Raw genomic sequence first — 25,890 nt, 5'->3', positions numbered from 1 at the left:
TACCGTTGCGAGGCCCGCTCTGCGCCGTATGAGCCCGTGAGAATGCGCAGAGCGGGCCCCACAACGGGTTGCCCAAACCTACTTGATGACGTACCCATGCATGATGGTCATGACGGCAGCGACGCTCTGCTCGCGGGTGCGCTCAGGGTTGTACGTCTGCCGGTCGAGGCCGACCACGAAGATGGCACCAAAAATTGCCGCCTCCAAGGATCCCCGGGCAATGCTCTCATCAACCTTGTAGCCGGACGCTACGCTCTCCACCGCAGAGCCGATCACGGCCAGAAGTTCAGCGCGAAGCTCGGCAAACACGGCACTCCATTCACCGGGAGTGCGCCAGTTTTCGCTGACCCACAGGCGGGCGAAGGAGGGGTAGTCGTCCATGAATTCCATGGCTTGGCCCACCATATTGGTCATGGCTTCCAGGGGGTCGTTGGCCTGTCCGCGGACGTCCTGGAGCCGGACCAGCATGATGTCCACACCGTGCCGCAAGAGCTGCGCAATGAGGTCGGACTTGCTGCCAAAGTTGTAATAGACAGTCCCCTTGGACACCCCGGCGGCGGCCGCGATTTCATCCACGGTTACGCCCGCAGCGCCGCGCTCGCCGATCAGCTCCATGGAGGCCTCGAACAGGCGCTGCTTGGTGGCGTTGGTGCGGCCCGGGCGGAGTTTCTTCTCCGAGAGACTGGCGCCGGTTTCGGAAGGAACCGGCTCGGTGGTGCTCATACTGCGATCTCCGGCTTCAGCGTTTTGAGGGTCCACATCTTGTGCTTGCGGACAGCGAGCGTTGACAGTGCCGCTCCCAGCAAAGTGTATCCAAGCAGACCCAGTACGGTTGGCCAGATCATGCTGAGCTCACCGCCATAGATCAGGTGCCTCATGCCGGTGACCACGTATCCCATAGGCAGGACCTCGTGAACAACATGGAGCGGCATGGGGGTGGTTTGCCACGGGAACGTTCCGCCCGACGAAACGAGCTGCAGGACCAGCAGGATCAGCACCACGAACTTTCCGGGCGTGCCCATGAGCGCCACGATGCCTTGGATGATCGCGCTGAACGCCATCACGGCTGCAAGCATGAACAGCCACATCCCGATCGGGTGCGCGGGGTTCAGGCCCAGGCCGAGATTCACCACCAGGGTGAGGATGGTGGCCTGCAGCACGGACACCACGAAGAACGGCAGCCAGCCTCCGACGGCGATTTTCCAGGCGGGGGCGTTCGAGGCGAGGGCCCGTTGGGTAATGGGTCGCATGGCCTGAACCAGCATGAATACGCCGATCCACAGTGCGAGGGTCAGGAAGAACGGTGCCAGGCCGGCGCCGTAAGAGCCCGCCTTGGCCTGGGAGACGTTGTCCACGGCCACGGGATCCGCGATCACCTTGGACACGCTGCTCTTCTGTTCATCGTTCGGGTTGGGGATGTCTCCCGCGCCCTTGGCGAGCTCGGTGGCCAGGGTGTGGGCGCCGTCGGAGGCTGTGACTCCGCCGCTGGCCAGCTGGCTGGCGCCGTTGTCCACTTGGCGGGCGCCGTCGTCGAGCTTGCCGGCCCCTTCCAGGGCGGTTTGCTGCCCCGCGGCCAACGTTGAGGCGCCCGTGCTCAGTTGCCCGGCGCCATCGGCAGCCTTCGAGATCGCGTCGGTCAGGGCTGGTGTCGCGGCGGCGAGCTTGGATGCCCCGGCGCTCACGGCAGCTGAACCGTCCGATAGCTGCTGGATCTTGGCCGCATCACCAGTGATCTTGGTCTTCGCGTCCGTCACCGGGCTCGATGCTGCGGCGGCGTCAAAGTCCGCCAGGACCTTCTCGGCCTGCTCCTGTGTCAGGACACCTGCAGTCACCAGTCGTGCGTTGGATTCCACCACGCGGTTGCGGAGGCCCTTGTCTGCCGCTTCGAGCTGTCCGACGACGTCCTGGACTTTTGCGTTCAGCTCGGCGTTTCCGGCGGCTACTTGCGCTGCGCCGTCGGCGAGTTTCTGCGAATCACCAGGAAGGGTAGCGGTTTTATCCTTGAGCTCGGTCAGTCCCGAACTCAGCTGGCCGGCACCGGTGTTCAGTTGTACCGCGCCATCCCGCAATTGGGTCTGGCCGGCCACGAGTTGGTCGGCGCCGGTCACTAACTGAGTGGTGCCGTCGTGCAGGGTTGCGGCACCGTCACTGAGTTTGCCAACGCCCGTGGCCAACTCCGAGGCGCCATCAGCAGCCTTCACGATGGACGCATGGATGGTGCCGAAGCCGGTGAGGAGCTGGTTGGCGGTTTCCTCGCCCACTTCCTTGGCCACTGTGGAGTGGACGGCTGTTGTGAGCTTGTCCACGATGGTGCTCAGGAGGTAGTTGTTGGCGTCGTTGGTGGTGACGTGCAGCATGGCCTGGTTGGCGGCGTCGAAACTGCCGGGGGAGACCAGGTTGGCGGAGAAATCCTTGGGGATGCGCAGCGCGAAGGCATACTCACCCGTACGAACACCGGCATCGGCGTCCTCGGCGCTGGACACCTGCTTCCAGTTGAAGACGTGTCCCTCAACCAGGCTGTCTGCCACCTTCTTGCCCGCCTGCAGTTCGGTACCGTCCGACGACGTTGCTCCCGTGTCCTCCACCACCAAGGCGGCGTCGATCTGGTTCAGGTTGCCGTACGGGTCCCAGTTCGCGTAAAGGTACACGGCGCCGTAGAGCAACGGGACCATGGTCAGGGCGAGGATGGTCAGCTTGGGCAGGAGCCCGCCGGTCATGCGCTTGAGTTCGGAGCGGGCGAGCCGCAGAACAGTCACTTTGCAGTCCTTTGAAGGTTTACGGATTCAGGTTGGGCAGCTGCGGATGTTTCAGATGCCGGTTCGGCCGCGTGCTTGGCTTTGGGCTCGACGGCGGCTGCTGGCTTGGGCTGGGCGGGCCCGGTTTGGGTTGTCTTTTCTTTGGCCGGGGCGGGTTTCGCTTCCGGTTCAGGGGGATGCGTGACGGAGTTTCCAATCACCGCCGCGGGGCCGGTCCAGTTGTCCGGGAGGGAACCCACGACGGCGACGACGGCAAGTGGCCGCCCGGCGTCGGACGCCAATGCCTGAAGTCGCGGTAACCACGACGCGGAATCAGCACTGTGGCGATCCGGGGAGTCGACAACAAGGAGGTCGGTGGCCGGATCTGCCAAGGCAAGCGCGGTGAGGAGTTCAAGTCGGCGGGTGGCCGGAATTTGTTCTATCCAGAGTCCGGCGATGTCCTCGAAGCTGTTGACCTTTAGCCAGGGCTTGCTCAGCAGGGCGCCACGGTAACGGCGGGGGATCAGGGAGAGGTCTTCGGTGACCAGATCGCGGACACTCAGGTGCTGCTCGGGTTCGTTGACGCCGGGGGAGTCCACCAAGGCGCTGGCGAGGCGGATTTTCTTGGTCTTGGTGGTGTTGTCCCAGCTCAGGATGCCGTCGCTTGGCTTCATGCGGCCGCTCAGAGCCAACGCCAAAGCGGTCCGCTGGTCCTGGCCCTCTCCGGCCACGAGCAGGAGTTCGCTGCGGCGGACTTGCAGTGACGTTGCCGGGAGGAGATCGTCCCGACGGCCGTTGATCTGGAGTTGCTGTACGGACAGCACAATGAAGCCTTTCGCAGAAATGGTGTCTGCTGAAAGTCTAACTAAACTGACCAGTCAGTTCAAATAAGGGTTTTAGAGGCCGTACTTTTCCAGAAGCCTTAGCCAGACTTCGCTGATGGTGGGGTACGACGGAACTGCATGCCAGAGACGGTCCAGCGGGACTTCGCCCACGATCGCAACGGTTGCAGAGTGGAGGAGCTCGGCGACGCCCGGGCCCACAAAGGTAGCGCCGAGGATCACCTTCCGGTCCTCATCCACCACTATTTGCGCCCAGCCTTTGTAGTCGGGGGAGTGCAACTGGGAGCCGGACACATCTATGGGCAGTTCCACACCGGTGACGTTCTTGCCCTGCAACAATGCCTGCTCCAAGCTCGGGCCCACGGAGGCAACCTCAGGATCGGTGAAGACGACACTGGGGACTGCATGCTGATTGGCGGTTTGGGCCCAAGGGCTCCAAGGCTGCGGCGTTCCTTTGAGCTTGCCGTTGGCCCGGGCGACGATCGCGTCACCGGTGGCACGGGCCTCGTATTTACCCTGGTGCGTCAGGAGGACCTTGCCGGCCGCGTCGCCGGCAGCGTAGAGCCATAGTCCGCTGGTTCCATCACTTGCGGGTCCTTCCACCAAACCGCTGGCTTCGGTTGTGAGTCGCAGGGGCTTACCGTCCTTTGCTTCAACGCCCACATTTTCCAGGCCCAGATTGGCCAAAGCGGGGTGCCGTCCCGAGGCGACCAGTAGTTGGTCGGCGGTGGTGGTTTTGCCGTCGAACGTGACTGTCACCGAGCCGTCGTCGTTCTTCTCCGTTTTCTCCACATCGGTGTGCAGGTGAACAGCGACGCCGTCGGCGCGAAGCCCTGCCAGGACCAGGTTCGCGGCTTCCTCCGGGTAGCTGCTCAGCAAGCGGCCGCGGGCGATCAGCGTGACGTTCGAACCGAGCCGGGCGAATGCCTGCGCCATTTCCACGCCTGCAACGCCGCCGCCGAGCACCACAAACCGCTTGGGAACTTCCTTGGCTGCCGTGGCGCCGCGGGTTGTCCAGAACGTTATGTCTTTCAAGCCGTCAATGTCCGGGACGGTAGGGATTGAACCCGTCGCGATCACCACAGCATGGTGGGCCTTCAGCGCGTAGCTGTTGCCATCGAGCCCATCCACCTGGACCTCGCGCGGGCCTGTGATACGGCCGCGTCCACGAATTAACTCAATGCCGGCGCTGTCCAGCCATTCGACCTGGCTGCCGTCCTGCCAGTTATTGGTGAACCAATCCCGATGCTTCAGCGCGGCCTCGGCATCAATGGTTCCATTGATTGCCTCCTTTGCGCCCGGCACCACTTGGGCGGCGTGGAGCACACTCCCCGGACGGAGGAGCGCCTTGGACGGGATGCATGCCCAGTATGAGCACTCACCGCCCACCAATTCGTTTTCGATGATCACCGCCGTCAGGCCGCCGCGAACCACCCGGTCCGCCACGTTTTCCCCTACGGCGCCCGCGCCGATAACAATTACGTCGAATTCCCGGGAGCTCTCGGCAGTCATGGGGAAAGCCTACGCCGGGTTGGTATGCGTTGTGAGGCCCGCTTTGCGCGCTTTGGGTGGGTTTTGGGGTGCAGAGTAGGCCCCGCAACGCGCCCCCCGTTCGTTGTGAGGCCCGCTCTGCGGGCTTTGGGTGGGTTTTAGGGTGCGGAGTAGGCCTCGCAACGCAGGAACTACGCCTGCATCGCGCCCTTGAACCAGCCCGTGATGCTCGCCGGGTGCGTGATCGCGGTGCCAACAACGACGGCGAACGCCCCGGCGTCGAGGGCCTGCCGTGCCTGGGCCGGGGTGTGGATCCGGCCCTCGGCGATGAGTGGCTTGCCAAGGTCCGCCGACGCGATGAGTGAAAGCAGCGCCAGGTCCGGGCCCTCCGTCTTCGGGCGCTCGCCGGTGTAGCCGGACAAAGTAGTGCCGATCAGGTCTGCCCCAGCCTCGACGGCGGCAACCGCGTCGTCGAACGAGCCACAATCTGCCATGACCAAAGCGTGTGATTCGGCGTGAATACCGGCCACAGTTTCAGACAGCGACAGGCCGTCCGGCCGCTCCCGCCGGGTTCCATCAATCGCCACAACATGCGCTCCGGCATTCGCAACGGCCAGGGCATGGCGAAGGGTTGGTGTGATGAAGACGCCATCGTGCCCGTCTTTCCAGAGGCCAATGACCGGAACCTCGACGGCGGTGCGCGTGAACTGCACGTCGGCCAACCCTTGGACGCGGATCGCCGCAGCGCCGCCGGTGACCGCTGACGCGGCCACCTGCGCTGTGGTCCGGGGATCGCGCATGGGCTCACCAGGGTACGCCTGGCAGGAGACGATCAGCTGGGAATGGAGGGCTTCGAGGCTTTCGGGGGTGAGGATCATGATGTCTTCCTGACGTGCGGACTACTTAAGGACGAGTTTCGCGGCGCCAACAATGGCCGCTGTATTGCCAAGGGCTGCCCGGACGACGGGCACAGACGCCAAGGGAGCCAGCAGTTCCTGTCGCAAGGCAAACTCCATGGGCTTCCACCAGAGTTCGCCGGCGTCGGCCAAGCCACCGGAGATCACCACGGTTTCGGGGTCGAGGATGTTGATGAGTCCGCCCACGGCCTGGCCCGCTGCTGCTGCGCCAACTTCGATGGCACGCAAAGCGGCGGCGCGGCTACCACCAAAGCGGGCGTCAGCTTCGCCGTCGCCCGCTTCAGCAGCAGAGGCAAGTCCAAACACGCCCCGCGTGTCCAATGCCTCTAAGGCAGAACCGCCAAACCGCAGGTACGACTCATAAACCGCGGGCCCCGATGCGATAGCCTCCACGTGTTCAGATCCACCGCACACACACGGCAGCGGAACACCGTCGCAGGAGGCATAAGGCGAAGCGAAGTGCCCTACATGCCCGCCCACAAAACGGTGACCCAAAACAGGAGCGCCGTTCAGCACAAAACTTCCGCCAACTCCCGTTCCAAACGCCACCATGAGCGAACTTGAGGAGCCGGCGGCCGCACCCAGCCAGGCTTCACCCAGGGCATGTGCGTGGACGTCGTTGACGGCGCGCACGGCCGAAGCAGGAAGTGAAAGGCGGGCCGAAAGCCCGGCAACAAGTGCAGTGCCAGCCCAACCATGTATCGCATCCGTCGCGGACACCACCGACCCGGCAACAGCATCAATCACCCCTGCGGAGCCAATGCCGACGCCGGAAACTGAAATTCCGGCGTCGGCAGCGCGCGCCACCAAGCCCGAGATCAGCGCTGCGGTGGCGTCGAGGATGGCTTCGCCACCGGCCCGCTTCAACGTCGGGATGGTCTCCGACATCAGCACTTCGCCGGAAGGGGCAACAACCCCGGCGGCGGTTTTGGTGCCGCCGAGGTCAACGCCGATCACGTGGGTCATCGAAGCGGTCATGGAAGCGGTCATGGAAGCCTAGACCAGCCCGTTCCGCTCCAGAATTTCGCGAATCGCGGAAGTCTCAGCAGCGTTCAAAGACAGCATCGGCGAGCTCATGGTGTTGGACTCGATGACGCCCATAACCTGCAGCGCGGTCTTGAAAGCACCGAGACCTGCAGCGCCACCGGAGACGCGGCCGTTGGGGGTGTACACAATGTCGAAGACGTCGGCCAGGCGGTCCTGCTCCCTTGCCGCGAGAGCCCAGTCGCCGGCCTGGGCCGCGTCGAACAGGCGGCGATAACCGGCCGGATCAACATTGCCAAGGCCCGGAACAACGCCTTGCGCGCCGCCCAGAAGGGCGCCGTCCACTACAACTTCGTGACCGGTGAAGATATCAAAGTTGGGGATGTCCTTGGCTGCGAGGAGCAACTGGCGGAAGGAAACGTCGTCTCCCGAAGAGTCCTTGACGCCGGCAATGACGCCGTCGCGGCCGAGGCGAACCAAGAGATCCGTAGGCAGTTTGAAGTGCGTGCGAACGGGGACGTCGTAGGCGAAAATCGGCTTCTCGATTGCGGCGTGGATGCTGCGGAAGTGGGTTTCGGTCTCCGCGGCGTTGCCAATCGCGTAGTACATGGACGTGACCACGATCGCATCGGCACCCAGGTCAACCACTTTGCGTGCTTCCTCGATCACGCGGTTGGTGGTTTGTTCGTTGGCGCCCACGATCAGCGGAACCGCACCGGCGTTGGCGTCGGCGATGGTGGAAACCACCAGCTCACGCTCGTCGTTGGTCAGGTAGGGGACTTCGCCGGAGGAGCCGAGGACGAAAAGTCCGGACACACCGCCGTCGATCAGGTGTTTGGTGACGTTCTTCAACGACGCGGTGTCGATGCTGCCGTCTGCGTGGCGGGGGGTGATGACCGGGGGGATGACGCCCTGGAACTGAGTGGACACAGAATTCTCCGTTGTTTGTAGCTTGTGAAGGGAAAAACTAGATGTGGAGCAGGCTTGGCGCGGCGCCCAGCAGCTTCTTGGTGTAGTCGTTGCTGGGGTTATCGAAGACCTGGGCTGCCGACCCTTGCTCGACGATCTTGCCGAAGTACATGACGCAGATGCGATCAGAGACGTAGCGGACGGTCTGGATGTCGTGCGAGATGAACACCATGCCGAGGTTCAGTTGGGTCTTCAAGTCGGACAGCAGGTTCAGGACCTGAGCACGGACGGAAACGTCCAGGGCCGACGTCGGCTCGTCAGCCACGATGATGTCCGGGTCCAACGCCAGGGCGCGGGCGATAGCCACACGCTGGCGCTGACCACCGGAAACCTGCGACGGCGTCACCTCGGATGCCGATTGCGGCAAGCCCACCAGCGCCAACAGTTCCTTGACCTTGGCAGCGCGGGATGCAGCGTTGCCGATGCCGTGGATCTGCAGCGGATCCGTGAGGATGTCCTGGATGGTCATGCGTGGATTCAGCGCCGTCGCCGGGTCCTGGAAGACAACGGAGACGGAGCGGCCAAACTGCTTGCGCATGGCGGCGTTCCGCTTGATGGCGGGCTTTCCGTGGAACAACACCTTGCCCGACGTCGGCGGCTGAAGCCCCACAAGCACTGACGCGAGTGTGGACTTGCCGCAGCCGGACTCACCGACGATGCCCACGGTCTCGCCGCGGCTGATGGTGAAGTCCACGCCGTCCACGGCTTTGACGATGTTCGGCCGGAAGAGGCCGCCGGTTCGTGCGTGGTGGTAGACCTTGACGTCGTTGAGCTCGATGACCGGCTGTGACCCTTGCTGAACGAACTCGCTCATTTCGCGTCCTCCTTCAAGTGGCTGGCCCAGTAGTGGTCGGCATCGTCACCGCTCGGCGAGGCCACAGTGGTGAGGACCAGTTTCTGGTGGGGGTCGGCGTCGACACGCTGTGATCGTGGTGCGAAGCGGTCTCCCGTTGCGAAGTCCCGCGGGGACGGGACCGTGCCGGGGATCTGATGCAGCCGGACAGCGTCAGCCTCGATGGAGAGGACAGCACCCAGCAACCCGCGGGTGTACTCGTGCTTGGGGTTCTGCAGAAGCTCGGAAGCCTGTGCGGATTCCACCACTTGGCCGGCGTACATCACCGTGATGCGGTGGGCCAGCGAGGCCACCAAGGCGAGGTCGTGGCTGACGAAAACCATCGCGAAGCCGAGTTGTTCGCGGAGCTCGTTGAGCAGATCCACAACCTGCTTTTGGACTGTCACGTCCAGGGCGGTGGTGGGCTCGTCGGCGACAACGATCTTTGGCGAACGGGACAACGCCATCGCGATCAGCACGCGTTGGCGCTGGCCGCCGGAGAGTTCGTGAGGGTAGCTGGCGAGCGTTCGGACGGGATCCAGCTTGACCATTTCCAGCAGCTCGGCGGGAGTCTTGCGGCCGCCACGCTTGGTGAGCTGTTCCATCTGGTCCTTGATTTTCATGGACGGATTCAGGGAGCTCAGGGCGTCCTGGTAGACCATGGCGATCTGCTCGCCGCGCAGGCCTTCGTAGGCTTTGGGGTTGCTGTGTTGGGTCTTGGCGTCCAGCAGTTCTTTGCCGTCGAACATGATGGACCCGGTGACCTGCGCCGTTTTGGGCAGCAAGCCCATGACTGCGAGGGAGGTGATCGACTTGCCACAACCGGATTCGCCCACCAAACCCATGGTTTCGCCTTCACGGACGGTGAAGGAGACGTTGTCCACGATCGCGATGTCGCCGAAGCGGCCCGGGAAGCGGATGGACAGGTTCTTCACTTCCAGGACGTTGCGGGCACCGGGAGAGACCTGCGGGAGGCGGTCGGTGCGCTTCGCTTCGATGGCTGCCAGCAGTTCCAGCTCGCGGTCCAACAGGAGGTGCGGGTTGGCGGCGGCCAGCTTCACATCGGTGAGGACGGCTGAAGTGCCGACATCAGAGGTGACGGTGTCGCCGGAAGCTGCGCGGACGCCGTCGAGCTCGTGTTGCTCAACCACGGAGGGCTGGGCCACGGACGTTGCGACCTCAGCGTCGACAGCAACGGCGGCTGAAGTACCGTCGTCGTCCTTCACTACCGGCGCGCGGCGCAGCTTCGGGTTCACCATGGCGTCGGTGAGGCCCTCGGCCAGGATGTTAAGGGACAGTACGGTGAGCAGGATGGTCACGCCGGCAAAGGTGGTCGCCCACCAACCGCCCGACAGGACAAGGTTGCGGCCGTAGGAAATGACGTTGCCCCACGAGGGAGCGGGGTCCTGCACACCGGCGCCCAGGAAGGAAAGTGAGGCTTCAAGGATGATGGCGTCGGCAACCATGACCGTGGCGAACACCAGTACGGGAGCTGCGGTGTTGCGGACAATGTGCTTGACCAGGATGTAGAACCGGCCGGCACCGATCACGCGTTCGGCACGGACGTAGTCTTCGCCGTACTGGGCCAGCACGTTGGCGCGGACCACACGTGCCAGTTGGGGAGTGTAGATGATGGCGATCGCGATGATGATTGTCGGGACCGAGTTGCCGAAGGCGGCCAGCAACACAGCAGCCAGCGCGATGCCGGGGAAAGCCATGAGGATGTCCATGAGCCGCATGATGATCTCGTTGACGGACTTGCTGGACGTCGCGGCGAAGGAGCCGAGGAGCGCGCCGGCAAGGATGGCCAGCGCAACTGCACCGAGGCCGATCAGGAGCGATGACTGTGCGCCGAAGAGGAGACGCGAGAAGATGTCGCGGCCCAGACGATCGGTGCCGAAGAAGTGCTCGGCGCCCGGCGGGGTGGCCGGAATGAAGGTCTCCAGAGGATCGTGGGGTGCGATCACCGGCGCGAAAATGGCCGCGAAGACAATCATGATGAGGAAGAGCAGGGCGATACGGGAACCCCACGGCAGGGCCTTGAAACGAATGCCCGGGGCACTTAGCCGTTCTGCGAGCTTGCTGCGCATGAGCTATACCGTCCTGATTCGGGGGTTGATGAGCAGGTAAAGAAGGTCCACCACGATGTTCACCAGAACGAAGGTGACGGAGATGGTGAGCACCACGCCCTGGACCAGGTTGACGTCCAGGTTGGTGATGCCGTTGAGGATCAGCTGGCCCATGCCGGGCAGGGCGAAAATCATTTCAATCACGACGGCGCCACCCAGCAAGTAGCCCACGCGAAGTCCCAGCACGGTCACCGGGGTGACGAGCGCGTTGCGGAGGACGTTCTTGGAGACAACCTCGCGGTACGGGACTCCGTTGCCGATAGCGGTGCGGACATAATCGCGGTCCAGTTCTTCCACCATGGAGGTACGGACCACGCGGATCAGCGAGGCTGACACGGGGATGCCGAGCGCCAACGCCGGGAGCACCATGGAGTTGAGCCAACCGCCGAAGCCGGATTCCGGCGTCGCAATTCCGCCTGAGGGAAACATCGGGTTGGCACCGAGCGCGAACCACTGGATGAGGAGGATGCCGAGCCAGAACGACGGCGTAGCGATCGCCGCGATGGAGAAGACGCGGACCAACTGGTCCTGCCACTTGTCGCGGTACAGGGCTCCCAGAATGCCGAACGCCAGGGAAAGCACGATCGCAATGAGGACACCCAGGAAGGTGAGCTGCAACGTCAGGGGGAACGCCGAGCCGATCATGGAAGCCACCGACTTGGCCGGCGGGGTAGTGACACCGAGGTCGAACTGCAGGAGCTTGCCGAGGAATCGGAAGTACTGCAGGACCAGGGAATCGTTGAGGCCATTTTCCTGGCGGTACTGCTGCTTCGCTTCTTCACTGGCGCCGTCACCGAGGGCCGAGCTGGCCTGGTCGCCGGGAGCGGCCTGCAGGACGAGGAAGACGAGCAACGTGATGCCCAGGATCATCAATGGCAATGCTGCAAGTCTGCGGCCAAGCAGACGCAATATCGTGACCAATTTGTTCTCCGGTTGGTTGGGTGCTGCTGGTTGTGGGGCCTGCTCTGCGCGTTATTCGGGGGATTTAGGCCGCAGAGCAGGCCTCACAACTCGAAGGGTGCTTAGGCAGTTCGTCCGACGTCGATGAACGACAGGCCGGTGGTGGGCAGGGGCTGGAAGCCGTTGAGTTTCTTCTCGTCCCACGCGCTGGGTAGCTGGCGGTGGAACACTGGATACAGCGGAACTTCGTCCGAGACCATATCCACAATTTCGCCGACGATCTTCTTCGCCTCGTCACCGGAAGCCTGCGAGCCCTTGTTCATGAGTTCCTGCAGCCTGGTGCGCTCAGGGGTGGTCCAGAACGCGCGCTTGTCCATCCACGTTGCGCCTGAGTAGAACCAGCTCAAAAGAAGGTCTGCATCGTTGCCGAACACCGAGGGATCGCCGGGGGCTGCCACCACGGAGAAGTCGCCCTTGCCAACGCGGTCGCTGTACAGGGCGCCGGACTGAAGGCTCTTGACGGTGACCTTGACGCCCGGGATCTTGTTCCAGGATTCGAGGATCAACGGGGCAACGTCCTTGACCCAGGCGGTGTCCGTGGTGAGGAGCTCGAACTCGAGGCTGGTGACCCCCGCCTGCTTCAGCAGTTCCTCAGCTTTGGAAGTATCGAAGCCGTAGACGTTCTTGGCCTTGACGTAGTCCGGGTGGCCTTCCTGGAAGTAGGAAGTCGCGGCCTTGGCGTTGCCGAACAGGGCCTTTTTGATGATGGATTCTTTGTCCATGCCGAAGTGCAAGGCCTGGCGGACAAGCTTGTTGTCGAACGGCGCCTTGGCGCAGTTGAACATGAGGAACAGCAGGCCGAAGGACTGGACGGATTCAACCTTGACCTTGGACTTCAGGCCGTCAACGTCCAGGTAAGGAACGTCCTCGATCGCTTGGACACGGCCGGACTGGACTGCGGTAACGCGGGCTGCGGCGTCGGAGAGCAGCAGCCAGGTCATGCCCTTGGCCAGTGCGGGTTTGGGGCCGTTGTAGTCGGCAAATGCTTCGAAGACGATCTTGTCGTCCTTGACGGCGGAGACCAGCTTGTAGGGGCCGGAGCCGACAGGTGCGGCGTCGAACGCCTTCAGGTCGGTCGCGAGTGCCTTGGGGACGATCTTCACTACAGAAATGCGCGGTCCGAAGCCCGGGAACGCGTACTTAAGGGTGAACTCAACCGTCTTCGCATCCAGCGGCTTGACGTCCTGGATGAAGGGGATGAACTGGGAGAACAAGGACTTGTTCGCCGGATCCATCACGCGGGTAAAGGAGAAAGCGACGTCTTCGGTGGTGACGGGGGAGCCGTCGTGGAACTTGGCGCCGTCGCGGATGGTCACCTGGTAGGTGGTGTCGTTGACCTTATTGGGATCCGTAGCCGCCAGGGCGTTGTAGGGCTGGCGCGTGGCCGGGTGGAGTTCAATAAGGCCCTCGAAGATGTGCAGGTTCGCTGCCATCGGTGTTGCTCCGGACGAGCTCAGGGGATCGAAGCCGGTGGACAGCGCGTAGGAAATGCCTGCCTCAATGATGAGGTCCTTGTTGATGGCCGCAGTGTTGGCGGTTGACCCTGTGGTGGTGCTGGCAGCGCCGCCGCACGCGGAGAGGGTTGCCGTGAAGGCGGCTGCTGCACCAACTGCGCCGCTTAGCTTCAGGAAGTTCCGGCGGCTGGCGTCGTTGACCAGCGGCAGGCTTTGGATCGTCTTGCTCATAAGGTGCCTCACCATTCGCATTTCGTGGGTTATCGGATGTAGGACGTCCGATGCTCGTAGTGAAACTGTAAGGGCGGTCACAACGGAACGTCAAGTATGAAAAGGCGATGCGGGTTTCGCCTGTGCGCGGGGAGTATTGACGGCTACGGCCGGTCCGTGGGGGAAATCTCAGAGAATTCCCGGCTCGTATCTATGACGGAGGTGGGACATCCGATATTGTATGCTGCGAGCTACCCGTTCTTTGGTGGGCACTATGCTCGCCTCAATATTAACACCGCACCTGCTCCCCAACCTGGCCTCGCCGGAGTGCGGGGCAGGTGCATCGGCAAGGAGAAAGCCATGACAACTTCCGGCGTGGTTCCGCAGGCGCGGTTCAGTGCACAGGCCCGGCTGCGTGCCTTGCAGTCGGACATTATGGAATTGATCCTTGAGCGTGAGCTCGAGGCTGGCGATCCGTTGCCCACGGAGAGTGAGCTCTCTGTCGCCCTGGGCGTAGGTCGAAACACTCTCCGCGAATCCCTCAAGGTGCTCCAGGCCCTTGGCGTGATTGAGATCCGCCACGGCTTCGGCATGTTTGTGGCGCCGAGCAACTTTGATGCATTGGCTGATGGGCTCACGTTCCGGGGGAGGCTTTCGCTTCGCCATCAGGGACTTGAAGCCCTCCAGCTGGTAGATGTACGCCAGGCTCTCGAATCCGGGCTGATTGGCTCTTCCATGGATGTCATGACCAAGGAACAGCTTGCCTCCATCGAGGAGGCCGTGAAGCAGATGGAAGATCTGGCTGCCGCTGGCGAGAACTTCGTCGCCGCCGATGCCGAGTTCCACCGCCGCCTTTTCGAACCTCTCAACAATGAACTCCTGATCAATCTCATGGGGGTCTTCTGGAAGGTCTACCGGAAGATCCACGTGGAGATCGGCCCGGGCAACGAGGACCTGGCAAAAACCGCTGCAATGCACCGCGGAATTTATGCGGCAGTTGCTGCCGGCGACAAGGTTTCGGCTTCTGAGCTGCTCAACCGGCACTTCGACGGCATCCGTCGCCGCATTAGCGAGGCCGTGGGGGAGTAAACGCTCCGCACTTTAACGTAAGGGACCGCCGTCGTACTTCTGGGAAAAGTACGACGGCGGTCCTTGCGTTTCTGCGTGCGGGTCACCTTCCGCTGCGCTTGCCCAAGTAGGTCGCAGTTAAGCGCGTTTTCAGCCCTCAAAACGCGCGGTGCTGCGACTTACTTGGGTACGTCCGGGCAAAACAAAAGACCCGCACCGGCGAACCGGTGCGGGTCTTCATCTGTGCGCCCAAAGGGATTCGAACCCCTGACCTTCTGTTCCGTAGACAGACGCTCTATCCAGCTGAGCTATGGGCGCATTTCGTGTGATTCTTGGCGGTCTGTTTCTCTGACCCCCTCGAACCTCAATAAACTTTACAGAAGTTCATGTGAAGTTCCAAATCGAAAAGCTGTAATCTGCGCAACTAGACCGGTCTACGTGACCTTCGTCACTTAAATTCAGCCTTTCCGCTTGTCAATCCTTGATTTCTAGCGGTTTTCGCTTCCACCGCCTCCGGATGTCCGATGTCTGACAGCGGATTGGTCTGGTCCGCGGCCCCTATCGTTTAGGACACACCACTGAACCCGAGGAAGGGAACCGCAATGGGCGATCTGGCGCGACTGCCGCTGCTTGAGAAGGCACCTACTACGCATGCACGCCTGCTGGCCTGGGTTGAGGAAGTTGCCGAGCTGACTCAGCCGGACCGCATCCACTGGGTCGATGGCAGCGAAGCAGAAAACAAGAAGCTCACCGACGAACTCGTCGAGGCCGGCACGCTGAAGCGGCTGAACCCGGAAACGTTCCCGAATTCCTTCGCGGCGTTCTCTGACCCCGCCGACGTTGCCCGTGTAGAAGAGCAGACGTTCATATGCTCCGAGAACGAGCGCGACGCAGGCTTCACCAACAACTGGATGGCCCCGGCCGAGATGAAGCAGAAGCTGCGCGGACTCTTCGCCGGCTCCATGCGCGGCCGCACCATGTACGTGATTCCGTTCGTTATGGGCCACTTGGATGCCGAGGACCCGAAGTTTGGCGTCGAGATCACCGACTCCGCCTACGTTGTTGCCTCAATGCGCATCATGGCCCGCATCGGTACGGACGTCCTGGACCGCATCACGCAGACCGACGCTTTCTTTGTTCCCGCCCTCCACTCGCTGGGCGCACCACTGGAAGCCGGGCAGGCCGACGTCGCGTGGCCTTGCAACACCGACAAGTGGATTGTGCACTTCCCCGAAGAGCGTTCCATTTGGTCCTTCGGTTCGGGCTACGGCGGCAACGCCCTTCTGGGCAAGAAGTGCTACGCGCTGCGCATCGCTTCGGTGATGGCCCGCGACGAAGGCTGGCTGGCTGAGCACATGCTCATCCTTAAGCTGACCTCCCCCGAGCAGAAGACCTACTACGTCTCCGCCGCTTTCCCGTCCGCCTGCGGCAAGACCAACCTCGCGTTGCTCGACCCCACCATCAAGGGCTGGAAGGTTGAGACGCTGGGCGATGACATCACCTGGATGCGTTTCGGCAAGGAAGGCGAGCTCCGCGCCGTCAACCCCGAAGCCGGCTTGTTCGGTGTTGCTCCGGGTACCGGCTGGGGCACCAACCCCAACGCCATGCGCGCCATCGCCAAGGGCAACAGCATCTTCACCAACGTTGCACTGACCGATGACGGTGGCGTTTGGTGGGAAGGCATGACGGAGGAAACCCCGGCACACCTGACTGACTGGCGCGGCGAGTCCTGGACTCCGGACTCCGACGCTCCTGCTGCGCACCCGAACTCGCGTTTCTGCACGCCGATCGACCAGATCGACATGCTGGCCGAAGAGTACTTCAGCCCGGACGGCGTTGAGCTGTCCGCGATTCTGTTCGGTGGCCGCCGCAAGACCACCATCCCGCTGGTCACCGAGGCCCGCGACTGGTCAAACGGCATCTTCATGGGTTCCACGCTGTCCTCCGAAACCACGGCTGCGGCCGCCGGTGCTGTTGGCGTGGTCCGTCGCGACCCGATGGCCATGCTGCCGTTCATCGGCTACGACGCAGGTGACTACCTGAACCACTGGGTAAACCTGTCCGCCAAGGCCAACCCGGAGCGTCTGCCCAAGATCTTCCTGGTGAACTGGTTCCGTCGCACGGCTGAAGGCGGCTTCGCCTGGCCTGGTTTCGGAGACAACGCCCGTGTGCTCAAGTGGGCCATCGAGCGCCTCGAGGGCAAGGCTGACGCCGTGGAAACCCCGATCGGTTTCGTGCCGACCGGTGAATCCATCGATCTCGAGGGCCTGGACATGACCCCGGCCGAGGTTGAGTCGGCTGTTCGTGTCGACCCCGAGGAATGGGCAACCGAGCTGGCGTCCATCGAGGAATGGTTCGCCAACTTCGGCGAGTCGCTCCCGGCGGCGCTTCAGTCCGAACTGGACGGTCTCAAGACCCGTCTGGGCTAGACCTCTTAGGAACAACGGCGTTCTTAAGCGAACGACGACGGCCCGTCACCTTTCGAATGAAAGGTGGCGGGCCGCCGTCGTGCTTGGGGCTATTGTCCCCGCTGGAGTGCGTGCCCTAGTTGGCGAGCCACACGTCCGGGCCGAACACTTCGTAGTGGATCCGGGTAGCTGGAATTCCGGCATCAATGGCTTCATCGCGGATCTTCTTCATGAAGGGGAGGGGGCCGCAAAGGTAAAGCGACGCGTCTGCGGGCATGTCCAGTTCACGCAGCGACATGAAGCCGTGGTTGGTTCCGGGATGGGGAGACTCGAGCCAAAGCTGCAGGTCCGCGTCGATCCGCGCTGCGTCCGCGGTCATCTGGCCGCTGAGTGCCCAGTTCTCGATGGTCTTGTCGGCGTGAAGGACCAGGACCTGCCGATCCGTACCCGTCTCAGCGAGCGACCGCAGAATGGAAGCGGTGGGGGTGCAGCCAATACCCGCAGAGGCCAGGATGACGGGGCCGTCACCGTTTCTGAGGGTTATCTCCCCGTACGGGTTTGAAATTTCGAGGATGTCACCGGGTTCGACGCCGGCGTGCAGGGCGGTGGACACCTCACCCCCGTCGTTCAGCTTGGTAGTAAAGGTCCGGCTCGTGCCCGTGTCACCGGACAGCGAATACTGGCGCACCTGGCGCAGGCCATCAGGAAGTTGGACCTTGACGCTGACGTACTGACCGGGTTCTGCCGGCGTAACCGGGGTGTCGTCTGCCGGTTCCAGGGTGAACGTCACCGCATCAGTGCCTGCGGGTTCCTTGCCGGTCACACGCCACGGCATCCACCTTTTGTGGTTCGCCTGGGATGCGTAGAGGTCCTTTTCCAGTTTGATCAGTGCGTCTGCCATGAGCCAGTACACCTCTGTCCATGCATCAGCGATCTCCGGAGTGATGACGTCGGCCAAGTCGGCGGCGATGGCTGCAAAGAGGTGTTCGTAGACCACTCCGTACTGGTCCTCGGTGATTCCGAGGGAAGCGTGCTTGTGCGCAATGCGGGAAAGTACTTTTTCGGGGAGGGTGCCCGGATTGTTGATCAGGTGGGTCGCGAAGGTGGCGATACTCCCCGCAAGCGCCCGCTGCTGATCTCCGGAACGCTGGTTGGAGCGGCTGAAGAGTCCATCGAGCAACTCGGGGTGCGCGGCGAAGAGTCGATTGTAGAAGTCGACGGTGATCGTGCCGATCCGTGAACCAACCAGCGGCAGCGTGGCTTCAATGATGGGGCGGGACTTTTCCGAGAGCATGGTTCTCCTGGCTGTAGGCGTCGGTTTAATCGACCAAATATATAGGCATTTAGAATGCTTATATCTATATCCCAATTTCTACACTGCGTAGAAGAGTTCTGCAAGCCGGACAGAACCGGCTGTTGGAGGTGCTGTTGTGCCTGTTACGACTAAGACTGAGTGGCCGGGGTCCTGAACTGCGGCCGGAGCCCGATGGATTGGAACACGGGGTTCATCTGCCGGGCATGGGGGAGGGATGCGATAACCACGGCATCGAGCTCTGTGTAGAACGCTTCCCTGGCCCGGTTCATTGCGTGGCGCAGCCCGCACTCATTGATGAGAGGGCAGTTCTTGGTGGGGGATTGGCACTCAGCCGGATCCTGCCGACTGTCCAGATGTCTGAGGACTTCGCCAACAGTCGCCTTCCGACCGGTTTCATTGAGCCGGGAACCGCCCAACCGTCCCCGCTCAACATCGATGTATCCAAGTGCACGCAGGCGCACCATCGCCTTGCTGACATGGTTGTATGGGGTTCCCACGGCATCCGCCACCGCTTGGGTAGTCAGCAGCATGCCCTCTGGAGCCGCGGCCAACACCATGATTGCGCGGAGGCTGACATCTGCGAAGGCGTTGATTTTCATGGGCTCAGCTCAAGGATAAGGTCTAGTCCACCCAGATGGATGGTTCGTGGGTATCGGGCTCCATGGCACTGAACGCGAAACCGTCCACTGCGGGAGTGTAGGGAATGATTGCTGCAAGGACTTCGCCATCCCTGTGCTCGGCTGCACCATGGATGCCGTCAGTACCATGGTCCGGCAAGCTGACGTCGCTCACAACAGCCACGGCTTTGAAATCATCACGGCCTTGACGCAGCAAATCGTGGATGTCGGTCAGCATCTGCCCGGCATCCACGTCGCCGTTCTCGTCCGGCTCGCCGGGGGCAATCATCACTATCCGCAGTTCACCATCGTTCGAGAGCGTGATGCCAAACGGGAAGAATCCGCCATTCTGCTGGATGTGCTCCTGGGCGGTCCCAAGCGCTGTGCCCAGCGTCTCGCGGAGTTCGCGGTCCTGGACGGATTCGCCTTCACCCGGCGCGCTGGTGGGCAGTTCGCTCATGCGGACCACACCCGTGCAGGAGTTGGCATCACTGCTGTCTCGCCGAACGCGACGGTCCGGGACTGTTCGTCGACTTCGTAAGGCTTGAGAAGGAGCATCGAAAGACCTTCGGTGTGTTCGATGTGGAGCCTGAGAGCGTCAAGGGCAACGCCTTCGCCGTTACTGGGGGTGAGGCGGACATCGCTGATGACGCACGTACCCCGCAATGACTGGATCCCTTGGCGGAAACCGTCTGTCAATAACTGGAGGGACTCTTCCGAATCAACCTCGTCGCCCTGGGTGGGCTCTTGGTATGACATGTGGTGCGCGATCTCACCCGTGAGATCGGTAGTGACACCATACGGCGCCAACGAGCCGTTCTTCCCCAACTGATCCTGGCCGAAGGGTACGGCCGCTCCAACAAGATCGAAAACATCCTGGATGGCCTGCTCGGAGAGTCCCTCATGCCACCATTCCTCCGCAGGAGCGGCTCCGCCGGCCCATACGTAGGGCTCCTGGGCTTCCACCCGGGGGTCACTCATGGTGGGGTGTTTCAGGAACTTCTTGCGGGTGAAGTCAACACGGATGATTTGGCTGATGCCACTGCGGTGTTCAGCCCACAAGTGGAGCGTGTCTTCGGTCTTACCCGCCTGCGGATCCAGTACAGCAACCATCGCGAGGAGGTTTTCGGCATGGCCCGAGAAGAGATCAATGGTCAGCTTCACTGACAGCAGTGGGTCCGGGGGCATGGTCCCCTGAATTTCCTTGGGGACTTCGCCGCGGTGGACGGAGCCGTCAGTGTCGAGCATGAAGACGAACGGAGCAAAGCTCTTGTTGATTACCAGCTGGGCGTCGGCCAGCTTAAGAGCCTCGGCCACGACTGCAGCCAATTCGGATTCGGGCGAGGTGCGAGCCTCGGACGGAATCTGCGTCATGCCGGCCCGTTCCTAGGCCCGAACCAGCGCAAGGACGCGGTCACGGATCTTCTCCATGGTTGCCTGGTCCTTGGCTTCGGCGTTCAGGCGGAGGAAGGGCTCAGTGTTGGACGGGCGAAGGTTGAACCACCAGCTGCCGTCCTTGGCATTGAACGTGCTGCCGTCCATGTGGTCGATGTCGATGTCTTCGGTTTCGAAATCGATTCGAACCCGCTCCACTGCACCGGCCTTGTCTTCGATCTCGGAGTTGATCTCGCCAGAGGAAACGTAAGGTTCGTATTGGCGTCCGAGTTCGGAGAGGGGGCCGTATTGCTCACCCAGGGCAGCGAGGACGTGCATGGCGGCAAGCATGCCGGTGTCAGCGTTCCAGAAATCCCGGAAGTAGAAGTGTGCGGAGTGCTCACCGCCGAACACGGCACCTTCCTCGGCCATGACGGCCTTGATGAAGGAGTGCCCCACCCGGGTCCGCACAGCCCGGCCGCCATCCTTGGCTACGAGCTCGGGCACGGCCTTGGAGGTGAGGAGGTTGTGGATGATCACCGGGGTCTCTTCACCCGCGGCCTGGGCTCGGGCGATCTCCCGACGGGCCACCATGCCGGTGATAGCGGACGGGGAAACGGGCTCGCCCTTTTCATCAATGACGAAGCAGCGGTCCGCGTCGCCGTCGAAAGCGAGGCCGATGTCGGCGCCGTGCTTGACGACGGCGGCCTGGAGATCACGCAGGTTTTCCGGCTCCAAGGGGTTGGCCGGGTGGTTGGGGAACGAGCCGTCGAGTTCGAAATAAAGGGGAACGATTTCGAAAGGCAGGGCCGGGAGGAGTTTGTCGCCGAGTACGGCCGGGGTGGTCAAACCAGCCATGCCGTTGCCAGCATCGACCACGATCTTCAGTGGACGGGAGCCGGAAAGGTCCACGAGCTTCCGCAGGTACTCGGAGTAGTCCTTCAGAACGTCATGGACGCCGATCTCGCCTCTGGTGGCTGCCGCCGGGATAATGCCGGTGTTCAGGTACTGCTCAGCGAGGGCCTGGATTTCCTTGAGCCCGCTCTCCGAAGAGATGGGCTGGGCGCCGGCCTTGGCCATCTTGATCCCGTTATAAGCAGCCGGGTTGTGACTTGCGGTAAACGTTGCGCCGGCAGCGTTCAGGGCCCCGCATGCATAGTAGAGCTCGTCGGTTGAGATGAGGTCCAGCAACTGGACATTCGCGCCACGCGTGGCTGCCCCGTTGGCAAAGGCTTGGCTGAACTCCGGAGAGGAGGGACGCATGTCGCCGCCAACTAGTACCGTTTCACCCTCCAAGCCCAGGACGTCGATGAAGGCAGCGCCAACGGCCTCGACGATTTCAGCCGTGATGGTTTCACCCACGATGCCCCGGACGTCGTACGCCTTGAAGGAAGCCGAGAGGTCGAATGTCTTGTTCTGCTCGCTAGTCACGGGCTCAATCCTACTGTGGCAAGGCAGTTGGGGTTGAACTTGAATAGATGACCTGTGGATAGCCGTTATCCACATAGCGGGACACCCAGGTTCTGGCTGTCAGGGTCGGCTGGAATACTGGGTTGATGGCCAACAACTCCCCAAACGCTGCCGTTTCCGTGCAATCACCTACCCATCAGCAGGCGCTGGCGTGCCTTCGTGAGTTGGTGGGCCACCCCGAAGCGCGGTTCCACGACGGACAGTATGAAGCCATTGAGGCGTTGGTGGATGCGGGCCGCCGGGCGCTGGTAGTCCAGCGCACAGGTTGGGGAAAGTCTGCGGTTTACTTCGTGGCTTCATTGCTGTTGCGCCGCCGCGGCGCCGGTCCAACGCTGATTGTGTCGCCGTTGCTTGCGCTTATGCGTGACCAAGTGGCCGCAGCTGCCCGGGCAGGGGTGCGGGCTGTCGCCATAAACTCCGCCAATGCCCTGGAATGGGACACGGTCCTGGCCCAGCTCGCCGCGGATGAGGTTGATGTCCTTCTGGTTTCCCCGGAGCGGCTCACCAACCCCTCCTTCAGGGAGAACCAGCTTCCGGAGCTCATTCGTCGCACCGGGCTCCTGGTGATTGACGAGGCACACTGTATCTCGGACTGGGGACACGATTTCCGCCCCGATTACCGCCGCATCGCGGACCTCATTGCACAGTTGCCAAAGTCAGTTCCCGTTTTGGCCACCACAGCCACGGCCAATTCCAGGGTGGTCCATGACATTGAGGAACAACTTGGTGCCGGAGTCTTGACCATACGTGGCGCACTCGGGCGTGAATCGCTGCGGCTAGGTGTCCTTACCCTGCCCGATTCCAGGGATCGGCTGGGCTGGCTGCTGACACACCTCACCGACATGCCCGGCAGTGGCATCATCTATACCCTGACCGTCTCGGCGGCCGAAGACACTGCTCGGCTTCTTGCGGAGGCCGGGCACAACGTCCTGTCCTACACGGGGAGGACGGACCCTGCGGACCGGGAACGTGCTGAACACCTGTTGAAGGACAACCAAGTAAAGGCCCTTGTGGCCACGTCCGCCCTGGGTATGGGGTTTGATAAGCCGGACCTGGGCTTCGTCATCCACCTTGGTGCTCCGTCGTCACCGGTTGCCTACTACCAACAGGTTGGCCGCGCAGGCCGTGGTGCAGCCAACGCAGACGTTTTGCTGCTGCCGGGCTCCGAAGACCGCGAAATTTGGCAGTACTTCGCCACAGCATCCATGCCGTCGGCCGAGAAGGCCGAGTCTGTGCTGAGGGTGCTTGGGGAAGCAGGCTCAGCCCTGTCCACCGTCGCGCTGGAAGCCAGAGTGGACCTTCGGCGCACGCCATTGGAACTCCTCCTCAAAGTCCTGGCAGTTGATGGGGCCGTAGAGCGCGTTGGAGGCGGTTGGCGATCCACCGGGAAGCCGTGGAACTATGACGCCGAGCGCTATGCCCGCATCGCCGAGGCCCGTGTGGATGAGCAGGATTCCATGGTGATCTACCAGGACACGGCCGGCTGCCGCATGGAATACATCACCTCGGTTTTGGACGACGAAACGGCAGCAGCTTGTGGACGCTGCGACAACTGCGCCGGCCGCTGGTTCCCGGTGGACGTGGCAGCGTCGGCGGCCGACGCCGCAGGCCAAACTCTCCGGCGTGCGGGCATAGCCGTGGAGCCGCGCCTTCAGTGGCCCAGTGGCATGGATCGGCTCGGTGTGTCCGTCAAGGGAAAGATCAAGCCCGACGAGAGCGTTTCCGAAGGGCGGATCCTGGCAAGGCTTACCGACTTGGGCTGGGGCGGTGCTTTACGGGAGCTGTTCGCGTCCGGGGCACCGGATCGCGACGTGGATCCTGCCATGCTGCAGGCATGCGTCCAGGTACTCCGCGAATGGTCCGGAGCCGAGGGCGGAACTCCGTGGAGCGGCGTCGGACGACCCGCGGCGGTCATCAGCATCCCGTCCCGGAGCAAGCCGCAGCTGGTCGAGTCCTTGGCACAGGGAATTGCCGGAATAGGACGGATGCCGTATCTCGGCCAGCTGCAGCCACAGCACGGAGGGCCGACGGGGGCACGCGGAGGCAACAGTGCTTACAGGCTGGCCGGTGTCTGGGACAGGCTTGTTGTTGGTCCCGAACTTGCCCAGGCCTTGGCGGGCACGGGAGGGCAGCCTGTGTTGCTGGTGGACGACCTCATAGACAGCCGCTGGACCATGACCGTATCTGCACGTGCCTTGCGCCAAGCCGGCGTGGGCGCGGTTCTGCCGCTGGCGCTGGCCCAAGCTGGATAGGGCCGCCCCGCGAGCCAGTGCGAGCAGCTAAGGGGCGGTAGAACTACGTCATGTTGTGATCGCTCCCACCCTGCGTCTATAGGATCAAGCAAACACGCCTGCTTGCCTGTCGCGGGCCACCAGCCAGAACTTGGACCGGAGCCATGAGCACAAAACCCACCGCGGACGTCGAAGCTGCCGGCGAAACCAGTTGGCGGCCCCGCCTGGCCCTGTTGGTGGCGGCAACGTTTTTCATGGAGTTCCTCGACGGGACCATCCTCACCACTGCCATTCCCAGCATCGCCTCCGATTTCCGGGTAGCGCCAGCAGACATCAACATCACCATGACCGCCTATTTGGTGACGGTGGCGATGGGGATTCCTTTGAGCAGTTGGCTTGCCGAGCGCTTCGGTGCCAGGCGGATCTTCTGCCTGGCGATATCGGTGTTCACCATCGCCTCCCTGCTTTGCGCCGTCAGCACGGACCTGACCATGCTGACGCTGAGCCGCGTGGCCCAAGGCATGGGCGGAGCCATGATGGTTCCGGTTGGCACGCTGGTGGTGTTGAGGGGCACCCCCAAGTCGGAGCTTCTCCGCGCCACCGCGTATCTTGTGTGGCCTGGCTTGTTGGCCCCGGTCTTGGCCCCGATGGTGGGTGGTGCTCTCACCACCTTCCTGTCATGGCACTGGATCTTCATCATCAACGTCCCTCTCGGTCTGGCCGCTTTCATTGCTGCACTCAGGCTGGTACCGCGAACACAGTTTGATGCCCGGCGTCGACTGGACTGGTTCGGGCTGCTGCTCACCACACTGGGCGTGGGCGCCCTGGTAGTTGGGCTGGAGACCTTGGGAGGCCACGCGTCCAATGTGTTTGCCGTGGCGGTGGTTGCTGCCGGGTTAGTGTCCCTGGCCGGTGCCGTGTGGTGGATGCGGAAAGCCGGGGTTCCCCTGTTCAATCTCAGCGTCTTTGGGACGAGGACTTTCAGGGCGACTTCCACCGGTGGTTTCATTTACCGGCTGACCATCAGCTCGGTCCCTTTCCTGCTGCCTTTGATGTTCCAGGACGGCTTTGGTTGGGATCCCCTCAAAGCCGGAGTCATGGTCGCCGCAGTGTTCGTGGGCAACATCGGAATCAAGCCGGCCACCACGCCGCTCATAAGGCGCTTTGGGTTCAAACCGGTGCTCGTCTTTGCATCGTTTGCCTCAGCCGTCACATTCGCGTTGTGCGCCTTCCTGGACGCCCGAACACCCGAGCCACTGATATTCGCATTGTTGCTGTTCAGTGGTGCGTTCCGCTCCATCGGTTTCTCCGCGTATGCCTCGGTGCAGTACGCGGACATCGTCCCGGGACAGCTGCCCTCAGCCAACGCTATTTCTGCGACGCTCGTTCAGTTGGCGGCGGCGGCAGGCATCGCCGTGGGTGCCCTGTTCCTACGCCTGTTCGAAACCACCCAGGTGTTCGGGGCAGACCAAGTGGCGGCCTACAAGGGCGCGTTCATTGCCATGGCCCTCCTGATGCTGATCAGCACGGGGGATAGCCTTGCCCTCCATCGTCATGCCGGGGCGGAGGTCAGCGGCGGAGTGAAGCGGGGTTATAGGACAAAACGTGTGTAAATCTCGGGTGTGTCATGTGCGGCCTGCCCATCCTTTGCGATGCCAGAGTCCTTCGTCGGCGCTGAGTCCGGTGCCGTAGAGCTCGGCAGCAGCAACCGGAGTTGGGCGTTGGTGCCGCCTTCGATGCGATTAGTAGTCGAGGCGAGCTGCAGGCCGGCGAACTCCGCGCGCAGATAGGTGAACAGCGTCCCGGCCTGGCTGAGTCGTTCCAGAAGCCGGTAGGCCTTACGGAGCCTGTCGTGGGTGTACCACCAGGTCTGATTGGCCCTGA

General features: G+C 62.5%; 20 protein-coding genes, 1 tRNA gene and 1 pseudogene. 4 read left to right on the top strand and 18 right to left on the bottom strand.

The annotated features are described in order from the left end of the window. Nucleotides 1-78: 78 nt before the first annotated feature. From AC6CH8_RS18040 to AC6CH8_RS17990, 11 genes are all read right to left on the bottom strand, one after another. The gene (locus tag AC6CH8_RS18040) at nucleotides 79-723 is read right to left on the bottom strand and encodes a TetR/AcrR family transcriptional regulator (RefSeq protein ID WP_498191728.1); all 645 of its coding nucleotides are present in this window, start codon (nucleotides 721-723) and stop codon (nucleotides 79-81) included. Further along, a complete protein-coding gene (locus AC6CH8_RS18035; protein WP_498191727.1) occupies nucleotides 720-2,756 on the bottom strand; it encodes a YhgE/Pip family protein in 2,037 nt (678 codons plus the stop codon). The genes AC6CH8_RS18040 and AC6CH8_RS18035 overlap by 4 nt, the downstream gene beginning before the upstream one ends. Further along, on the bottom strand, nucleotides 2,753-3,559 hold the full coding sequence (locus AC6CH8_RS18030) for an ABC transporter ATP-binding protein (protein ID WP_498191726.1): 807 nt from the start codon (nucleotides 3,557-3,559) through the stop codon (nucleotides 2,753-2,755). Before AC6CH8_RS18030 ends, AC6CH8_RS18035 begins: the two co-directional genes overlap by 4 nt. Nucleotides 3,560-3,631: 72 nt before the next feature. Next, nucleotides 3,632-5,089 carry a dihydrolipoyl dehydrogenase family protein gene (locus AC6CH8_RS18025; protein WP_498191725.1) on the bottom strand — a complete coding sequence of 486 codons (1,458 nt, stop codon included), beginning with the start codon at nucleotides 5,087-5,089 and terminating at the stop codon, nucleotides 3,632-3,634. A gap of 170 nt (nucleotides 5,090-5,259) precedes the next feature. Next, nucleotides 5,260-5,946 carry an N-acetylmannosamine-6-phosphate 2-epimerase gene (locus AC6CH8_RS18020; RefSeq protein ID WP_498191724.1) on the bottom strand — a complete coding sequence of 229 codons (687 nt, stop codon included), beginning with the start codon at nucleotides 5,944-5,946 and terminating at the stop codon, nucleotides 5,260-5,262. Between the two features lie 21 nt (nucleotides 5,947-5,967). Continuing rightward, entirely contained in the window at nucleotides 5,968-6,951 is a 984-nt protein-coding gene (locus tag AC6CH8_RS18015; RefSeq protein ID WP_498191779.1) for an ROK family protein, read from the bottom strand. 30 nt (nucleotides 6,952-6,981) lie between these two features. Beyond that, the gene (locus AC6CH8_RS18010; protein ID WP_498191723.1) at nucleotides 6,982-7,899 is read right to left on the bottom strand and encodes a dihydrodipicolinate synthase family protein; all 918 of its coding nucleotides are present in this window, start codon (nucleotides 7,897-7,899) and stop codon (nucleotides 6,982-6,984) included. Nucleotides 7,900-7,936: 37 nt separating this feature from the next. Further along, a complete protein-coding gene (locus AC6CH8_RS18005) occupies nucleotides 7,937-8,752 on the bottom strand; it encodes an ATP-binding cassette domain-containing protein (protein WP_498191722.1) in 816 nt (271 codons plus the stop codon). Further along, nucleotides 8,749-10,860 carry a dipeptide/oligopeptide/nickel ABC transporter permease/ATP-binding protein gene (locus AC6CH8_RS18000; RefSeq protein WP_498191721.1) on the bottom strand — a complete coding sequence of 704 codons (2,112 nt, stop codon included), beginning with the start codon at nucleotides 10,858-10,860 and terminating at the stop codon, nucleotides 8,749-8,751. Before AC6CH8_RS18000 ends, AC6CH8_RS18005 begins: the two co-directional genes overlap by 4 nt. A 3-nt stretch (nucleotides 10,861-10,863) precedes the next feature. After that, complete coding sequence (locus AC6CH8_RS17995) at nucleotides 10,864-11,820, bottom strand: ABC transporter permease (RefSeq protein WP_166660222.1); 957 nt, start codon at nucleotides 11,818-11,820, stop codon at nucleotides 10,864-10,866. Between the two features lie 101 nt (nucleotides 11,821-11,921). Beyond that, nucleotides 11,922-13,559 carry an ABC transporter substrate-binding protein gene (locus tag AC6CH8_RS17990; protein WP_498191719.1) on the bottom strand — a complete coding sequence of 546 codons (1,638 nt, stop codon included), beginning with the start codon at nucleotides 13,557-13,559 and terminating at the stop codon, nucleotides 11,922-11,924. A 324-nt stretch (nucleotides 13,560-13,883) separates the two neighbouring features. Here AC6CH8_RS17990 and AC6CH8_RS17985 point away from each other — a divergent pair, with 324 nt between their 5' ends. Continuing rightward, on the top strand, nucleotides 13,884-14,612 hold the full coding sequence (locus tag AC6CH8_RS17985; protein WP_091465427.1) for a FadR/GntR family transcriptional regulator: 729 nt from the start codon (nucleotides 13,884-13,886) through the stop codon (nucleotides 14,610-14,612). A 223-nt stretch (nucleotides 14,613-14,835) separates the two neighbouring features. Here the strand turns inward: AC6CH8_RS17985 and AC6CH8_RS17980 are convergent. Next, nucleotides 14,836-14,909 (bottom strand) — tRNA-Arg (locus tag AC6CH8_RS17980). A 284-nt stretch (nucleotides 14,910-15,193) separates the two neighbouring features. On the opposite strand from AC6CH8_RS17980, the gene AC6CH8_RS17975 reads away from it, so the two are divergent. Continuing rightward, the gene (locus AC6CH8_RS17975; RefSeq protein WP_429331292.1) at nucleotides 15,194-17,020 is read left to right on the top strand and encodes a phosphoenolpyruvate carboxykinase (GTP); all 1,827 of its coding nucleotides are present in this window, start codon (nucleotides 15,194-15,196) and stop codon (nucleotides 17,018-17,020) included. A gap of 115 nt (nucleotides 17,021-17,135) precedes the next feature. Here AC6CH8_RS17975 and AC6CH8_RS17970 read toward each other — a convergent pair whose 3' ends face one another. The 5 genes from AC6CH8_RS17970 to AC6CH8_RS17950 form a co-directional block, all read right to left on the bottom strand. Beyond that, nucleotides 17,136-18,293 (bottom strand): globin domain-containing protein, encoded by a 1,158-nt coding sequence (locus AC6CH8_RS17970; protein WP_498191718.1) that lies wholly within the window; start codon nucleotides 18,291-18,293, stop codon nucleotides 17,136-17,138. Between the two features lie 149 nt (nucleotides 18,294-18,442). Beyond that, nucleotides 18,443-18,913 (bottom strand): RrF2 family transcriptional regulator, encoded by a 471-nt coding sequence (locus tag AC6CH8_RS17965; protein ID WP_498191716.1) that lies wholly within the window; start codon nucleotides 18,911-18,913, stop codon nucleotides 18,443-18,445. A 22-nt stretch (nucleotides 18,914-18,935) separates the two neighbouring features. Beyond that, nucleotides 18,936-19,391 carry a hypothetical protein gene (locus AC6CH8_RS17960; protein WP_091465434.1) on the bottom strand — a complete coding sequence of 152 codons (456 nt, stop codon included), beginning with the start codon at nucleotides 19,389-19,391 and terminating at the stop codon, nucleotides 18,936-18,938. Further along, nucleotides 19,388-20,305 (bottom strand): hypothetical protein, encoded by a 918-nt coding sequence (locus AC6CH8_RS17955; RefSeq protein WP_498191714.1) that lies wholly within the window; start codon nucleotides 20,303-20,305, stop codon nucleotides 19,388-19,390. The genes AC6CH8_RS17960 and AC6CH8_RS17955 overlap by 4 nt, the downstream gene beginning before the upstream one ends. Nucleotides 20,306-20,317: 12 nt before the next feature. After that, a complete protein-coding gene (locus AC6CH8_RS17950; RefSeq protein ID WP_498191713.1) occupies nucleotides 20,318-21,736 on the bottom strand; it encodes a phosphomannomutase/phosphoglucomutase in 1,419 nt (472 codons plus the stop codon). A gap of 125 nt (nucleotides 21,737-21,861) precedes the next feature. On the opposite strand from AC6CH8_RS17950, the gene AC6CH8_RS17945 reads away from it, so the two are divergent. Then, nucleotides 21,862-24,027, top strand: coding sequence for a RecQ family ATP-dependent DNA helicase (locus AC6CH8_RS17945; protein ID WP_498191712.1), 2,166 nt, complete (start codon nucleotides 21,862-21,864; stop codon nucleotides 24,025-24,027). A gap of 143 nt (nucleotides 24,028-24,170) precedes the next feature. Continuing rightward, a complete protein-coding gene (locus tag AC6CH8_RS17940; RefSeq protein WP_498191711.1) occupies nucleotides 24,171-25,619 on the top strand; it encodes an MFS transporter in 1,449 nt (482 codons plus the stop codon). Here AC6CH8_RS17940 and AC6CH8_RS17935 read toward each other — a convergent pair. Beyond that, a pseudogene (locus AC6CH8_RS17935) lies at nucleotides 25,598-25,890 on the bottom strand (hypothetical protein); the annotation flags it as partial. The gene AC6CH8_RS17940 and the pseudogene AC6CH8_RS17935 sit on opposite strands and share 22 nt — an antisense overlap.

This window comes from Paenarthrobacter sp. GQ52 (assembly GCF_059759005.1).
The sequence above is the reverse complement of the archived record's forward strand: the minus strand, read 5'-3'. Positions and strand labels throughout refer to the sequence as shown.

Bases quoted from the DNA above. Each gene is read 5' to 3' on its own strand.
- AC6CH8_RS18040 (WP_498191728.1), bottom strand. From the start codon at position 723: ATGAGCACCACCGAGCCGGTTCCTTCCGAAACCGGCGCCAGTCTCTCG.
- AC6CH8_RS18025 (WP_498191725.1), bottom strand. From the start codon at position 5,089: ATGACTGCCGAGAGCTCCCGGGAATTCGACGTAATTGTTATCGGCGCG.
- AC6CH8_RS18020 (WP_498191724.1), bottom strand. From the start codon at position 5,946: ATGATCCTCACCCCCGAAAGCCTCGAAGCCCTCCATTCCCAGCTGATC.
- AC6CH8_RS18015 (WP_498191779.1), bottom strand. From the start codon at position 6,951: ATGACCCACGTGATCGGCGTTGACCTCGGCGGCACCAAAACCGCCGCC.
- AC6CH8_RS18005 (WP_498191722.1), bottom strand. From the start codon at position 8,752: ATGAGCGAGTTCGTTCAGCAAGGGTCACAGCCGGTCATCGAGCTCAAC.
- AC6CH8_RS18000 (WP_498191721.1), bottom strand. From the start codon at position 10,860: ATGCGCAGCAAGCTCGCAGAACGGCTAAGTGCCCCGGGCATTCGTTTC.
- AC6CH8_RS17990 (WP_498191719.1), bottom strand. From the start codon at position 13,559: ATGGTGAGGCACCTTATGAGCAAGACGATCCAAAGCCTGCCGCTGGTC.
- AC6CH8_RS17985 (WP_091465427.1), top strand. From the start codon at position 13,884: ATGACAACTTCCGGCGTGGTTCCGCAGGCGCGGTTCAGTGCACAGGCC.
- AC6CH8_RS17975 (WP_429331292.1), top strand. From the start codon at position 15,194: ATGGGCGATCTGGCGCGACTGCCGCTGCTTGAGAAGGCACCTACTACG.
- AC6CH8_RS17970 (WP_498191718.1), bottom strand. From the start codon at position 18,293: ATGCTCTCGGAAAAGTCCCGCCCCATCATTGAAGCCACGCTGCCGCTG.
- AC6CH8_RS17965 (WP_498191716.1), bottom strand. From the start codon at position 18,913: ATGAAAATCAACGCCTTCGCAGATGTCAGCCTCCGCGCAATCATGGTG.
- AC6CH8_RS17960 (WP_091465434.1), bottom strand. From the start codon at position 19,391: ATGAGCGAACTGCCCACCAGCGCGCCGGGTGAAGGCGAATCCGTCCAG.
- AC6CH8_RS17955 (WP_498191714.1), bottom strand. From the start codon at position 20,305: ATGACGCAGATTCCGTCCGAGGCTCGCACCTCGCCCGAATCCGAATTG.
- AC6CH8_RS17945 (WP_498191712.1), top strand. From the start codon at position 21,862: ATGGCCAACAACTCCCCAAACGCTGCCGTTTCCGTGCAATCACCTACC.
- AC6CH8_RS17940 (WP_498191711.1), top strand. From the start codon at position 24,171: ATGAGCACAAAACCCACCGCGGACGTCGAAGCTGCCGGCGAAACCAGT.